At 64.1% G+C, this 14,333-nt stretch carries 12 protein-coding genes and 1 tRNA gene; 9 read left to right on the forward strand and 4 right to left on the reverse strand.

Going from position 1 to position 14,333, the window contains the following annotated elements; genetic code table 11:
• Window positions 1-29 precede the first annotated feature (29 nt).
• Window positions 30-248, reverse strand: coding sequence for a hypothetical protein (locus K289_RS48445; protein ID WP_084788553.1), 219 nt, complete (start codon window positions 246-248; stop codon window positions 30-32).
• Window positions 249-428: 180 nt separating this feature from the next.
• On the opposite strand from K289_RS48445, the gene pdhA reads away from it, so the two are divergent.
• The 6 genes from pdhA (at window position 429) to K289_RS0105485 (ending at window position 7,139) form a co-directional block, all read left to right on the forward strand.
• Entirely contained in the window at window positions 429-1,526 is a 1,098-nt protein-coding gene (pdhA, locus tag K289_RS0105460) for a pyruvate dehydrogenase (acetyl-transferring) E1 component subunit alpha (RefSeq protein WP_084788554.1), read from the forward strand.
• Complete coding sequence (locus K289_RS0105465) at window positions 1,519-2,499, forward strand: alpha-ketoacid dehydrogenase subunit beta (protein WP_027550573.1); 981 nt, start codon at window positions 1,519-1,521, stop codon at window positions 2,497-2,499. Before pdhA ends, K289_RS0105465 begins: the two co-directional genes overlap by 8 nt.
• A 35-nt stretch (window positions 2,500-2,534) precedes the next feature.
• Window positions 2,535-3,629 (forward strand): dihydrolipoamide acetyltransferase family protein, encoded by a 1,095-nt coding sequence (locus K289_RS0105470; RefSeq protein WP_027550574.1) that lies wholly within the window; start codon window positions 2,535-2,537, stop codon window positions 3,627-3,629.
• A 148-nt stretch (window positions 3,630-3,777) separates the two neighbouring features.
• A complete protein-coding gene (locus K289_RS0105475) occupies window positions 3,778-5,178 on the forward strand; it encodes a nodulation protein NfeD (RefSeq protein ID WP_027550575.1) in 1,401 nt (466 codons plus the stop codon).
• Window positions 5,175-5,945 (forward strand): slipin family protein, encoded by a 771-nt coding sequence (locus K289_RS0105480; RefSeq protein ID WP_027550576.1) that lies wholly within the window; start codon window positions 5,175-5,177, stop codon window positions 5,943-5,945. Before K289_RS0105475 ends, K289_RS0105480 begins: the two co-directional genes overlap by 4 nt.
• Window positions 5,946-6,008: 63 nt before the next feature.
• Entirely contained in the window at window positions 6,009-7,139 is a 1,131-nt protein-coding gene (locus K289_RS0105485) for an asparaginase (protein ID WP_027550577.1), read from the forward strand.
• A 172-nt stretch (window positions 7,140-7,311) separates the two neighbouring features.
• Here K289_RS0105485 and glnA read toward each other — a convergent pair whose 3' ends face one another.
• The gene (glnA, locus tag K289_RS0105490) at window positions 7,312-8,721 is read right to left on the reverse strand and encodes a type I glutamate--ammonia ligase (protein WP_027550578.1); all 1,410 of its coding nucleotides are present in this window, start codon (window positions 8,719-8,721) and stop codon (window positions 7,312-7,314) included.
• A 151-nt stretch (window positions 8,722-8,872) separates the two neighbouring features.
• Entirely contained in the window at window positions 8,873-9,211 is a 339-nt protein-coding gene (locus K289_RS0105495) for a P-II family nitrogen regulator (RefSeq protein ID WP_007603495.1), read from the reverse strand.
• A gap of 380 nt (window positions 9,212-9,591) precedes the next feature.
• Between K289_RS0105495 and K289_RS0105500 the strand changes: the two genes are divergently transcribed.
• The gene (locus K289_RS0105500) at window positions 9,592-11,091 is read left to right on the forward strand and encodes a bifunctional ADP-dependent NAD(P)H-hydrate dehydratase/NAD(P)H-hydrate epimerase (RefSeq protein WP_027550579.1); all 1,500 of its coding nucleotides are present in this window, start codon (window positions 9,592-9,594) and stop codon (window positions 11,089-11,091) included.
• A 4-nt stretch (window positions 11,092-11,095) separates the two neighbouring features.
• Here K289_RS0105500 and K289_RS0105505 read toward each other — a convergent pair whose 3' ends face one another.
• Entirely contained in the window at window positions 11,096-12,415 is a 1,320-nt protein-coding gene (locus K289_RS0105505; RefSeq protein WP_027550580.1) for a multicopper oxidase family protein, read from the reverse strand.
• A 154-nt stretch (window positions 12,416-12,569) separates the two neighbouring features.
• On the opposite strand from K289_RS0105505, the gene K289_RS0105510 reads away from it, so the two are divergent.
• Window positions 12,570-12,654, forward strand: a tRNA-Leu gene (locus K289_RS0105510).
• A 181-nt stretch (window positions 12,655-12,835) separates the two neighbouring features.
• Entirely contained in the window at window positions 12,836-14,197 is a 1,362-nt protein-coding gene (tig, locus tag K289_RS0105515) for a trigger factor (protein ID WP_027550581.1), read from the forward strand.
• Window positions 14,198-14,333 lie beyond the last annotated feature (136 nt).

Raw genomic sequence — 14,333 nt, forward strand, 5'->3', positions numbered from 1 at the left:
GTCGGAGCGAGTCTGCTTCCGCGTCGTCATCACCCGTGCGTGAAGTCACCGGGTTTCAACCCGAGTGCTTTGACGGCTGCTTCGGGAAGCGCTCCGAACGCTTCGACCCGTTCATTCGGAGCCATCATGGTAGCGATGATTGCTGCGGCTCTTGCCGGATCTCCTTCGGCGACAAAGAAAACCGAGCGAACGGGCGCGCCGCCGCCTAACGGCTCAGTTGTAACCAGGACAACCTGACCATTTGCCATGCTCTCCTATACCCCCGTTGCCGCGTCCTTTCCACGATCGTGTCGATCGATCGTCACCAAAGCGGCGGTGCAGCAACGATCAGGCGCACCAGAGCTAATCCTCCTGGGCTATTGCGCTGTCTTGGCACAAACGCCAACTAAATGAGTTGTAGATGGCACAATCGCTCCGGGAGTGAGGGCGTGGCCAGCCGAAGGGTAAACCAGGATCTCCCCGTCATCGCGCGCTTCGAGGTGCGTCACCGCAATTACCTCGCGCCAGATGGTTCGATCCAGCGACCGCTTCCTTCTTTCGCCTCCGATTCCAAGCTGCTGATTGAGCTTTACCGGTCGATGGTGCTGCTGCGCCTGTTTGACCGGAAGGCTGTTGCGTTGCAGCGCACGGGCCGGCTTGGGACTTATGCCGTTTCGCTCGGCCAGGAGGCTGTGTCGGTCGGGATCGCAAGCGCGATGCGTGAGGAGGACGTTCTGTTGCCCTCCTATCGCGACAACGGTGCGCTGCTCTGGCGTGGCGTCAAGCTGGAGGAGATCCTCCTGTTTTGGGGCGGCGACGAACGCGGCAACCAGTTCTCTGGACCTGTCCATGACTTCCCGTTCTGTGTTCCCGTCGGATCCCAGGCGCCACATGCCGCTGGTGTCGCCTACGCCCTCAAGCTGCGCAAGGAACCGCGCGTCGCCGTGTGCCTGTTCGGCGATGGGGCCACCTCGAAAGGCGACGTTTACGAGGCGATGAATTTTGCCGGCGTGCACAAACTGCCGCTCGTCTTCGTCGTCGCAAACAATCAATGGGCCATATCGGTACCGTTGCGACTGCAGACCGCTTGCGAAACGCTGGCACAGAAGGCAATCGCCGCAGGCTTCATCGGTGAGCAGGTCGACGGCAGTGACGTGGTGGCGATGCGGGCCGCTGCTGAGGAGGCCGTTGCCGCTGCGCGAGATGGCAACGGACCCCGGTTCATCGAGGCGGTCACGTACCGGCTCGGCGACCACACGACATCCGATGACGCGGCGCGCTATCGCCCGGCCGAGGAGGTCCAGGCGCATTGGAAGGAAGAGCCGATTGCGCGGCTGAGGACCTATCTCGTCGCCCAGAAAATGTGGAGCAAGGCGGACGAGGAGCGGCTCGCCGCCGAATGCCATGCGCGCGTCGAGGCGGCGGCCGAACGCTACCTGGCGACAGTGCCGCGCCGTCCCGAAACCATATTCGATCATCTCTTTGCTGATCTGCCTGAGGCCTATGCCGCGCAACGCCGCGAACTTGCGGGAGAGCACGATGCCTGAGGTAACGTTGGTCGAAGCCATCAACCTGGCTCTCGCTCGGGCGATGGAGGTTGATCCTGACGTGGTCGTGCTTGGCGAGGACGTTGGCGCCAACGGCGGCGTCTTCCGCGCAACCGCAGGCTTGCAGAAGCGCTTTGGGGCGGAGCGGGTCCTCGATACGCCGCTTGCCGAACTCCTGATCTCTGGGCTCTGCGTCGGCATGGCCGCGCAGGGACTGAAACCGGTCGGCGAGATCCAGTTCATGGGGTTCATCTATCCCTGCCTGGATCAGCTCGTGAACCATGCGTCCCGATTGCGCAATCGGACCCAGGGACGGCTCACCTGTCCCATGGTTCTGCGCACGCCGCACGGCGCCGGCATCCGCGCGCCCGAGCATCATTCCGAAAGCACCGAGGCAATGCTCGCCCATATTCCCGGTTTGCGCGTCGTCATGCCTTCCTCGCCCGAACGTGCCTATGGATTGTTGCTCGCCGCCATCCGCGATCCCGATCCCGTTGTGTTTCTGGAGCCGACGCGCCTGTACCGTGCGGCCAAAGGCGAGGTGGAGGACAATGGCGAAGCCTTGCCGCTGGATGCCGCTTTTGTCCTGAGGGAAGGTCGCGATCTCACGCTGATTAGCTGGGGAGCCATGTTGAAGGAAACCATGGCTGCGGCAGAGGCGCTGTCGGCCGAAGGCATCGCGGCGGACGTCATCGATCTCGCCACGCTCAAGCCCTACGACGAAGACACCGTGCTCGGTTCGGTCGCCAAGACCGGCCGTTGTGTCATCGTGCACGAGGCAGCACGGACCGGCGGATTTGGCGCCGAGATAGCCGCGACAATTGCCGAGCGCCGCCTGTCCTCGCTGCTTGCGCCTGTGACCCGCGTCACAGGCTACGACACGGTCGTTCCAATGGCGCGCCTGGAGCAATACTACATGCCTTCGGTCGAACGCATCATGACTGCCGCCCGCAAGGTCTGCCAGTTCAGCTAGATGTCGACGGACCGGATTTTATCGGACTTGGGCCCATGCGCCAGTTCACGTTGCCGGATCTCGGAGAAGGCCTCGAGGAGGCGGAGATCGTGAGCTGGTACGTTGGCGAGGGCGATCACGTCGTCACCGATCAACCGCTCGTTTCCGTCGAGACAGACAAGGCGGTGGTTGAGATACCGTCTCCGTCGAGCGGGCGCATCGCGCGCGTGTTTGGCGCCAAGGGCGATATCGTCAAGGTCGGCGCGCCGCTCGTCGAATTTGCCGAGGGCGCCGAACAGGACACCGGCACCATTGTTGGCGAGCTAGGTAGCGGCGAAAACGTGCCCTCTGCAGGAATGCCTTCCGGGCCCTCGACCGCACCGCAGGTGTTTCCGGCTGTCCGTGCACTCGCGCGCAAGCTCGACGTCGATCTTGAGAGCGTGGTGCCCACGGGACCTGGCGGCACCGTCACACGGGCCGATGTCGAGCGGGCTGCAAAGGTTGTGTCCGAAGGCGGCTGCGCCGAGCCCCTGCGAGGCACGCGGCGTGCCATGGCCCAGCGCATGGCAACAGCCCATGCGCAAGTTGTTCCCGCCTCGGTGACCGATGAAGCCGACATCGACGATTGGCCGACGGGCGAGGACGTGACGATCCGTCTGGTGCGGGCCATTGCTGCCGCCTGCACGGCAGAGCCCGCGCTCAATGCCTGGTACAATCCCGGCGCAGGAGAACGGCGCCTCATGGCGCGTGTCGATCTCGGCATTGCCGTGGATACCGAGGGCGGCCTGATTGTTCCTGTGTTGCGCAACGTCGCAGGGCGCAGCGTATCGGAATTGCGGATGGGACTTGACCGGTTGCGGGCTGATGCCATCGCGCGCTCGATACCGCCTGAAGAGCTGCGTGGCGCGACGATTACCTTATCGAACTTTGGAATGATCGGCGGCCGGTTCGCAAATCTGATCGTCGTGCCGCCCCAGACGGCCATCATTGGAGCCGGACGGATTTTTCCGGGCGTCGTCCCGCATCGGGGACAGCCTGCCGTAAGACGGATGCTGCCGCTGTCGCTCACCTTTGACCATCGCGTCGTGACGGGCGGTGAAGCCGCCCGCTTCATGGTCGCACTCAAGTCCGATCTTGAGCAGATGTCGTGAACGCTGTCTGCAACGCGCTCGCACCAAAGTCCTTCGGTCGCCTCAATCCATCGCATCGCACAACGACACCGATGATTCCCTTTATGCCTTATCCGGGCATTGAGGTTCCGGAACGGAGCGCCATATCTTCGGCAAGGGAGCCCTTGCCGTGCAGACCATGAAGGCGGCCCTCGTTGCGGCGATTGGCGTCGTGGCTTTGATCTTCTGCCTCCTTCCCAGCTCAGCGGAGGAGAGCGGTGGCCGTCTTGCACTGACTGTCACGATCGACGGAGCCATTGGCCCTGCGTCGGCCAGCTACGTGAAGGAAGCATTGGCCAAGGCGAGCGAGCGGCGCGCCGAGGTCGTGCTTCTGAGAATGAACACTCCCGGCGGTCTCAATTCCAGCATGCGCGAGATCATCGCGGATGTGCTCGCCTCGCCCGTCCCCGTCATCGGCTACGTCGCTCCCTCCGGCGCCCACGCGGCGAGCGCGGGGACCTATATCCTTTATGCGACCCACATCGCGGTGATGGCGCCGGGCACCAATATTGGTGCTGCGACCCCGGTGCAGATTGGCGGACCGCTCCCGGGGCTGCCGAGCGGAGAACCGGAGAAGGGCGCCAAGGACAAGAAGGACGGTGATCAGAAGAGCGAGCCCAAGGATGCGATGACGGCCAAGGCGACCAACGATGCGGTTGCCTTTATCCGCAGCCTTGCAGAGCTGCGCAACCGGAATGCGGAGTGGGCGGAGAAGGCGGTCCGTGAGGCTGCGACCCTCTCTGCCAACGGTGCGCTGGAGGCCCATGCCATCGATCTCGTCGCGCGCGATCAGGCAGACTTGCTGAGGCAGCTGGATGGGCGTGTGGTCGAGGTTGCAGGCGGCAAGACGCAGCGCCTCGCGACGAAGGATGTTGTCGTTGAAGCCATCGACCCCGGATGGATATCCCGCTTCCTGGCGGTCATCACCGATCCGAACGTGGCGTTCATTCTCCTGATGGTCGGCATTTACGGCCTGATCTTCGAGTTCATGTCGCCCGGTGCAGTCGCCCCGGGAGTCGTCGGCGCGATCTGCCTGCTGATAGGCCTCTATGCACTCAATCTGCTGCCGATCAACTATGCCGGCCTCGCGCTGATGTTGATCGGTATCGTGCTTCTCACCATCGAAGCCTTCAATCCGACCGTGGTGATCGGTCTCGGAGGGATCGTCGCTTTCGTGCTGGGAGCACTGATGCTTTTCAGGGTTGAGGCGCCCGGCTACCAGCTATCGTGGTGGGTGATCGGCATAACTGCGGCTGTGTTCATCGGCTTTGCTCTCGTCGTGCTTGGTTCGCTTCGGCGCATCGGCAGGGCTCCTGAACGGGTCGGCGCGCAGGCCATGCGAGGCTTGCCCGCCAAGGTGCTCGACTGGAACGGGAACGAAGGTCACGTCTTTACCCACGGTGAGCGCTGGCAGGCGCGGGGCGCCGAAACGTTCAAGCCCGGAGAGACGGTCGAAGTCGCGAGCGTCGTCGAGCTGACGCTGCTGATACGGCGTGCGCCGGCCCGCACCGGCGAGGGAGGTACATCATGATGCTGGAATATCTGACCTATGCGGCGCTTGCGCTGCTTGTCATCATATTTCTATCCCAAGCCATTCGAATCTTGCGCGAATACGAGCGTGGCGTCGTCTTTACACTCGGCCGCTTCACTGGCGTGAAGGGCCCCGGCCTCATCCTTCTCATTCCGGTCGTGCAGCAACTCGTAAAGGTCGATCTACGTGTGATGGTGCAGGTCGTGCCGCCCCAGGACGTGATTTCGCGGGACAACGTGTCGGTCAAGGTCAACGCCGTTCTGTACTTCCGCATCGTCGATCCCGAGCGGGCCATCATCAAGGTCGGCGATTACATGGCCGCGACCAGCCAGCTCGCCCAGACCACGTTGCGCTCGGTGCTGGGCAAGCACGAGCTCGACGAGATGCTTGCCGAACGCGACAGGCTGAACGCCGACATCCAGGAGATCCTCGACAAGCAGACTGACATCTGGGGCATCAAGGTCACCGGCATAGAGATCAAGGACGTCGATATCAACGAAACCATGGTGCGCGCGATTGCCAAACAGGCCGAGGCAGAGCGATTGCGGCGGGCCAAGGTGATCAATGCGATGGGCGAGCAGCAGGCTGCCGAAAAGCTCGTCGAAGCCGGCCGGATTCTCGCGCAGGAGCCGCAGGCGATGCAGCTGCGTTACTTCGCGGCTCTGCACGACATCGCCGGCGAGCGGTCGTCGACAGTCGTCTTTCCGCTACCGACGGGCTTGCTCGACCATTTCATGCCGCGGCGTGACAATCCGCAGGCAGGATGACCCATCTTCGGCCCCAATGGGCGCGTCGAATATCGATCCCAACTTAAACGGGAGGAAAATTCGATGACGAAGCATGCCGTCAGACCAGCCAGCCGCCGCCAAAGCCGCAGATTGATGCTCTCGGTCCCGCTGGTCGCCTTCGCACTCGGGTCATGGGGAATCGGTGTGGCGGCGCGGGCCGCGGAGCCGGCGACGACCGGCGGCTTGCCGCACATTCTCGTGCTCGCGACGGGAGGAACGATCGCAGGTCAGGCCGACCCCCGAGCGACGGGGGCGTACAAGTCCGGCCAGATCACGGGCGACCAACTGGTTCAGTCCGTCCCGGGTCTGGACAAGCTGGCGACGCTGAACGCCGAACAGGTTTCGTCGATCGGATCCCAGGACATGAACGACAAGGTCTGGTTTGCGCTGGCCCGTCGCATCCAGGACGCCTTCGACAAGAATGAAGCCGATGGAGTCGTGATTACCCACGGCACGGACACGCTCGAAGAGACCGCGTTTTTTCTGGATAACGTTGTTCGCGGCGACAAGCCGGTGGTCATCGTCGGCTCGATGCGTCCGGCCACGGCAGTCAGCGCGGATGGTCCCGGCAATCTCTACGAAGCGGTTCAGGTGGCGGCAGATCCCCGCGCCCGCGGGCGCGGGGTCATGGCCGTGTTGAACGACAAGATTCAGGGCGCTCGCTCGGTCACCAAGACCAACACGACGAGCATCGAGACGTTCAATTCACCCAATGACGGGCCGATCGGCTATGTCGACACGGCCGGCGGCATTCGTTTCATGGCGCAGGCTCCCGGCTTCAAGCGCACGGCCTATCAGCTCCCGGCAGGCGAGCAATTGCCCCGCGTCGAGATCGTGTACTCACATGCCAACATGGACGCCGTTCCGATCGAGGACGCCATCTCTCACGGCGCAAAAGGCATCGTGCTGGCCGGTGTCGGCGATGGCAACAGCTCGAAGCAGGCGCTCGATGCGCTCGAACAGGCGGCGAAGAAGGGGATCGTGGTCGTCCGTTCCACCCGGGTCCGATCCGGCTTCGTCACCCGAAATGTCGAGGTTGACGACGACAAGAATGGCTTCGTCGTGTCCGAGGACCTCAACCCCCAGAAGGCGCGCGTTCTTACCCAACTGCTGATCGCCGGTGGCGTGACCGCTCCGGCCGAGCTGCAGCGAGCCTTCGCGGCGACTTGGTAGGCGAGCTGTCGCGCGGACCCAGTGCGTAGGATGGGTAGAGCGCAGCGAAACCCATCGTCCTTCCAGGGTGAGATGATGGGTTTCGCAAGGGCTCTACCCATCCTACGGCTCTCAAAACGAAAAGGCGCCCCTCGCGGGGCGCCTTTTGCTTCCGGTATCCTATGCGAGCCGATCAGCCCGAATAGTACATGTCGAACTCGACGGGGTGAGGGGTCATTTCGAAGCGCTCGACTTCGGTCATCTTCAGCTCGATGTAGCTGTCGATGAAGTCGTCGTCGAACACGCCGCCGGCCTTCAGGAAGGCGCGGTCCTTGTCGAGGTTTTCCAGCGCCTCGCGCAGCGAGCCGCACACGGTCGGGATCTGCTTCAGCTCTTCCTTCGGCAGATCGTAGAGGTCCTTGTCCATCGCCGGACCCGGATCGATCTTGTTCTTGATACCGTCGAGGCCGGCCATCAGCATCGCGGCGAAGCCGAGATAGGGATTGGCGAGCGGATCGGGGAAGCGCACCTCGACGCGCTTGGCCTTCGGCGAAGCGGTGTAGGGGATGCGGCACGAGGCCGAGCGGTTGCGCGCGGAGTAGGCGAGCAGCACCGGAGCCTCATAGCCCGGCACCAGACGTTTGTAGGAGTTGGTCGTCGGGTTGGTGAAGGCGTTGATCGCCTTGGCATGCTTGATGATGCCGCCGATGTAGTTGAGGCAGGTTTCCGACAGGTCGGCATACTTGTTGCCGGCGAACACCGGCTTGCCGTCCTTCCAGATCGACTGATGGACGTGCATGCCCGAGCCGTTGTCGCCATAGACCGGCTTCGGCATGAAGGTGGCGGTCTTGCCGTAGATGTGGGCGACCTGGTGGATGCAGTACTTGTAGATCTGCAGGTGGTCGGCCATCAGCGTCAGGGTGTCGAACTTCATGCCGAGCTCGTGCTGGGCGGAAGCGACCTCGTGGTGATGCTTCTCGACCTTGACGCCCATCTTGGCCATGGCGCCGAGCATTTCGGAGCGCATGTCCTGCACGGAGTCCTGCGGCGGCACCGGGAAGTAGCCGCCCTTGGTGCGGACGCGGTGGCCGAGATTGCCGCCTTCATATTCGGTGTCGGAGTTGGTCGGCAGTTCGGAGGAGTCGAGACGGAAACCGGTGTTGTAGGGGCTGGAGGAGAAGCGCACGTCGTCGAACACGAAGAACTCGGCTTCGGGACCGACGAACACGGTGTCGCCCACGCCCATCGACTTCACCATCGCCTCGGCCTTCTTGGCGATGCCGCGGGGGTCGCGGTTGTAGGGCTCGCCGGTGGTCGGCTCGAGCACGTCGCAGGTGATGACCATGGTGGTTTCGGCGAAGAACGGGTCGATCGTCGCGGTCACGGGATCGGGCATCAGGCACATGTCGGACTCGTTGATCGCCTTCCAGCCGGCGATCGAGGAGCCGTCGAACATCGTCCCTTCGGCGAAAATGTCTTCATCGATCATGCTGACGTCGAACGTCACATGCTGCCACTTGCCGCGCGGATCGGTGAAGCGCAGGTCGACGTATTTGACGTCGTTGTCCTTGATCGATTTCAGGACGTCTTTGGCGGTCTTCATGCATACCCCTTTTGGCTCTGCGGGTCGGTTTCCAGACTACGAGCGACCGTGTCCGCGCTCTTTGACCTGCGCGATTGCACAAACGAAATCGGGCCGCCGAAGCAGCCTTATTTCTTGTTGGAACGTCGCAGAATGCGGGATAGCACCCGCCTCAAATAGCGTCCAGCCCGGATTCGCCGGTTCGAATGCGGATCGCCTCTTCGATATTGGAGACGAAGATCTTGCCGTCGCCGATGCGCCCGGTTTGGGCGGCGCGGCGGATCGCGTCGATCGCGCGCTCGACCAGGTCGTCGCCGATCACGATCTCGATCTTCACCTTGGGCAGGAAGTCGACGATGTATTCTGCGCCGCGGTAAAGCTCGGCATGACCCTTTTGACGTCCAAAGCCCTTGGCCTCGGTGACGGTGATGCCCTGAAGGCCGACTTCCTGGAGCGCTTCCTTCACCTCGTCGAGCTTGAACGGCTTGATGATGGCTTCGATTTTCTTCACTGCGCGCCTCCCGGCCTTTCGATCAATTAGCAACGTCTTCGTCAGGATGCGCTTTTCTCACGCATGGACTGTCTTCGCTGTCCCGGGTCGCCTGACTAGCCCGACAAGCGGCCGGCCACACCTTAGATTATATTCCAGGAAGCAGGACAGGCCGAAGCGGCTTCCTCGGAAGCAGGGTCTATGCCAAGTTGCAGATCCCCTGATTATTGGAGCGTTATCAGCCTTTTAACGAGCATCTCTGATAGGTGGTGCCGACCGGCTCAAAATAGCGAAGACTACGAAATAGGCAAACGGTTCAAAGTCTGTGCAGATGCCCGTTTCAGGTTTCGCTTCGGCACGGAAAATGCCTGTTGAAGAGGCGTTTGTACCAGGGAAGTGGCATGGAAGTTCTGACCAACGCTGAAATGCAGCGGGCCGACCAGCTCAGCATCGCGGCCGGCACTCCCGGCTTCAAGCTGATGCTGAGCGCAGGCCAGGCGGTCGCCGAGGCGGCTCAGGCGCTGGTTGAGGAGGGGCCGATCCTGGTCGTCGCCGGGCCCGGCAACAATGGCGGCGACGGTTTTGTCGCGGCCGCCGAGCTCGCCGCCCAGGGCCGCGAGGTTTCGGTGATCCTGATGTGCGAGCGCGATCAGCTCCAGGGCGATGCCGCCTCCGCCGCTCGCGGCTGGAAGCATCCGGTGCTTCCGTTCAATCCGCAGGCGATCGGCAGGCCGGCGTTGATCATCGATGCGCTGTTCGGTGCGGGGTTAAGCCGCACCATAGATGGCGAGGCGCACGAGATGATCGCGGCGATCAACGCCAATGGTGCGCCGGTGCTGGCGGTCGATCTGCCGAGCGGCATCAACGGCACCAGTGCGGGCGTGATGGGCGTTGCCGTGAACGCCACCGAGACCGTCACCTTTTTCCGCAAGAAGCCGGCGCATCTGCTCTTGCCGGGCCGCGTGCATTGCGGCCACGTGCGCGTGGTCGACATCGGCATCGACGCGCAGGTGCTCGACGAGATCCGGCCGCAGATATTCGAGAACGATCCGGATTTTTGGGGGGCGGCCTTTCCGGTGCCGCGCATCGACGGCCACAAATACGCGCGAGGGCACGTGCTGGCGGTGTCGGGTGACGCGGCCGCCACCGGTGCGGCGCGGCTCGCCGCGCGCGGGGCGCTGCGCGCCGGCGCAGGGCTCGTCACGCTGGCCACCCCGCGCGATGCGCTCGCGATCAATGCCGCCGCGCTCACCGCGGTGATGGTCCGCCCCGTCGACACCGCGGTCGAATTCGCCGAGCTGCTCGGCGACAAGCGCTACAACACCTGCATGATCGGCCCCGGCGCGGGCATCGGCGAGCGCACCTGCGACTTCGTCCACTCTGCGCTCTCGGCGCAGCGGCATCTGGTGCTGGACGCCGATGCGCTGACGAGCTTTGCCACAAACCCCGAGCGGTTGTTTGAATCGATCAAGTCCTCGCGGGACACGGCGGTGGTGCTGACGCCCCACGAGGGCGAGTTTCCGCGCCTGTTCTCCGACCTCAGCAACAAGCGTCCGGGCCGTTCAAAACTCGAGCGCGTGCGCGCCGCCGCCGAGCGCTCCGGGGCGGTCGTGCTGCTGAAGGGGCCGGACACCACGATCGCCGCGCCCGACGGCCGCGCCACCATCGCTGCCAACGCGCCGCCATGGCTCGCCACTGCGGGGGCCGGCGATGTGCTCTCCGGTATTATTGCCGGGCTCCTTGCCCAGGGCGTGCCCGCGTTCGAAGCCGCCAGCATGGGCGTGTGGATGCATGGCGAGGCGGCCGGCGAAGCCGGCCCCGGGCTGATCGCGGAAGACCTGACCGAGACGCTGCCGGCCGTGCACCGGCGGATCTATAACGCGCTGGGGGTGGAGTACTGAGCCTTCACTCCACCGCGTACCAGCGAACCAGGCGCGGCGCGGCCCAGTCGGTGGCGATGGACGCGATCAACCAGCGGCCGGGCGCGCTGGTTGCGAACGCGATGCGCTGGGTCTGGCCGGGTTCGATCGCGAGCGTATCGAGCCAGTAGGGCTTCCAGCCGTCGTCGAGGCGATCGAGCAGGCGGAAGTGGTGGCCGTGCAGGTGGAAGACGGTGGCAACGGCGGTTGGGTTCTTCAAGGCCAGCACGACGGTGCGGCCGGCCTTGGCACGGAAGGCGGGGGCGGATGAGGCGGCGAAGCTCGACGGACGACTCCAGCCGGCTTCTGCCGCGCTGAGCGCGACATCGAACCGCAGCGCGCCCTTGAGGTCGAGATTGGCGGGAAGGCCGTTGGAGGGCAGCGGGGCCGGGGGTGCCAAGCGGCTCGCGCGGAGCGGCGGTTCGGCCGAGGTCAGGACGCGGGCGACCGGACGGGCCTCCTTGCCGTCGTGCAGCAGGATCGGCGTGGCAGAGCCGGGCGCCGCGGTGCCGTCGAGGAAGACATCGGCCCGGCTGCCCGGTGCGAGCACCAAGGCGCCGTTGCGGGCCGTGAAGGGTTCGGCCGGCTGGCCGTCCAGGGCCATGACCAGAACTTCAACGCGATCGAATTTGACCGCAATGACAGCGCGTTGGCAGCCATTGATCACGCGCAGCCTCAGCCGCTCGTTCGCACGGAGGGTGAAGTCCGGTGCGATCTTGCCATTGACGGTGAAGATCGGCGCGATCTCGCCGCCGGTAGCCCCGGGGACGATCGCGGCGCCGTCTGCGGCGAGCCGCCAATCTTCGACCAGAAACGGCTCGTCACGGTCGGCCACAGGCGGCTCGGCCTCCTGAACAATGATGGGAAGCGGCCGGACCGGCTGCTTCATGCCATCGTCGAGCAGGCGAAGGTCCGCCATCAGGGTCCCGGCGTGAGGCATTGAAAAAATTGAGGTTTCCGTCCCCCCTGAAGTGACGGCCGAGCGGCCGAGCAGCGGTTCGGCTGCACTCTGCCCATCCAGCCCGTACCAGGCCGGGGCAACCGGGACGGGCAGGTCGTTCCGGAATGTCACCTCGCAGCGGTCGCCGCGCTTGAGACGGACGTCGCCGGCAGGATTTAGCGCCGCCAGCTCCCAGACCGGTGTAGCGGGCTGTCCGGGCTGCAACGCCAGCGTCGCGGGGCGTGCCTGGAGGGTGAGGCTGGCCGTCGCCGGCGATGCCGCGCTGCCCGGCGCCAGGCCCGCGGCCGAGGCCCCGAGGCCGGCCAACACCGCACGTCGCGTCGGGTGTATAATCCGCGTTGTCATGGGCCGATGCGGACCATGCCGCGCTGGATAAGTCCAGCCGCCGTGCCTACTTAAAGCGTGCCTCCGCACGGCCATTTTTTTGCTGCGAACAGTCGGGCACATGCTATAAGCCCGGCCGCCCGCGGCATCGCGGCCGGTCTTGATGCAAATTCACGCGGGCGTGGCGGAACTGGTAGACGCGCTGGATTTAGGTTCCAGTGACGAAAGTTGTGGGGGTTCGAGTCCCTCCGCCCGCACCAAGCGCTCTATCCAAGCGTTTGCACGGATTACTGATGGAGCTGTCTCCTCGCGGCGTTTGCCCCCGAGGAGCCGGGTCCGATAAACCACCGGCGGAAGGCGTTAGCCTTCGCGCCGGATCGATTAATGACAACGTCCCGACGCAATGCGCGCCGGGACCGAACGAGAAGAAGATTGGACGCCATGCAGGTCACAGAGACCCTCTCGGAAGGATTGAAGCACGAGTTCAAGATCAGCGTTCCCGCGTCTGATCTCGACGCCAAGGCCGGTGCCAAGCTCGTCGATCTCAAGGACAAGGTCCGCATCAACGGCTTCCGTCCCGGCAAGGTGCCGGTCGCTCACCTCAAGAAGGTCTACGGCCGTTCGGTGATGGCCGAGACGATCGACCAGACCATCCGCGACACCAACACGCAGATCTTCTCCGAGCGCGGCTTCCGCCTCGCGACCGAGCCGAAGATCACGATGCCGACCGAGCAGGCCGCGGTCGAGGAGCTGCTCTCCGGTAAGACCGACCTGACCTACACGGTCGCGATCGAAGTGGTGCCGGCGATTGCGCTCGCCGACTTCAAGAGCTTCCAGGTCGAGAAGCCCGTCGCCGATGTCTCCGACGCCGACGTCGACGAGGCGATCAAGCGCATCGCCGATTCCAACCGTGGCTACGCCGCGAAGGCCGAGGGCGCGAAGGCCGAGTCGGGCGATCGCGTCACCGTCAGCTTCAAGGGCACCATCAACGGCGAAGCCTTCGAGGGCGGCACCGGCGAGGGCATCCAGGTCGTGATCGGCTCCAACACCTTCATCCCGGGCTTCGAGGAGCAGCTCATCGGCATCGCCACGGGCGAGACCCGTACGCTGAAGGTGTCGTTCCCGAAGAACTACATGAACGACAAGCTCGCCGGCCAGCCGGCCGAGTTCGAGACCACCGCGACGCTGGTCGAAGCGCCGCAGGACGTCGCCATCAACGACGAATTCGCCAAGACGCTTGGGCTCGAATCGCTGGACAAGCTGAAGGAAGCCGCGCGCGAACGGCTCGCCGCCGAGTTCGCGACTGCGACGCGTCAGCGCGTCAAGCGCGCGCTGCTCGACCGCCTCGACGAGGCGCATCGCTTCGACGCGCCGCCCTCGCTGGTCGACGAGGAGTTCAATCTGATGTGGAACTCGGTGAAGGCCGAGATGGACTCCGCCGGCAAGACCTTTGCCGACGAGGACACCACTGAAGACGCTGCGAAGGAAGAGTACCGCAAGATCGCCGACCGCCGCGTGCGTCTCGGCCTCGTGCTGTCGGAGATCGGCGAGAAGAACAAGATCACCGTGACCGACGACGAGGTAGGCCGCGCCGTAATCGAGCGTGCGCGCCAGATGCCCGGTCGCGAGAAGGAAGTCTGGGACTTTTATCGCAACAACGCCAACGCGCTGGCCCAGCTTCGCGCACCGATCTATGAGGACAAGGTCGTCGACTTCATCCTCGAACTCGCCAGCGTGACCGAGAAGAAGGTCTCGCGCGAGGAGCTCTACAAGGACGACGAGGCTGACAAGACCGCCGCCTGAGGGCTTTGAGACAGCCTTCTGTTAAGGATGATCGGTACAAGAGGTCCAGCTAGCCAGGTGGCCGGCTGGGCCTCTTTGCGCGAATCAGCTTCAACTCCCTCACGGATTAAGCCTTAATGCGCTCCGCACTTGTCTG

The organism is Bradyrhizobium sp. Cp5.3 (genome assembly GCF_000426265.1).
GTDB lineage: Bacteria > Pseudomonadota > Alphaproteobacteria > Rhizobiales > Xanthobacteraceae > Bradyrhizobium > Bradyrhizobium neotropicale.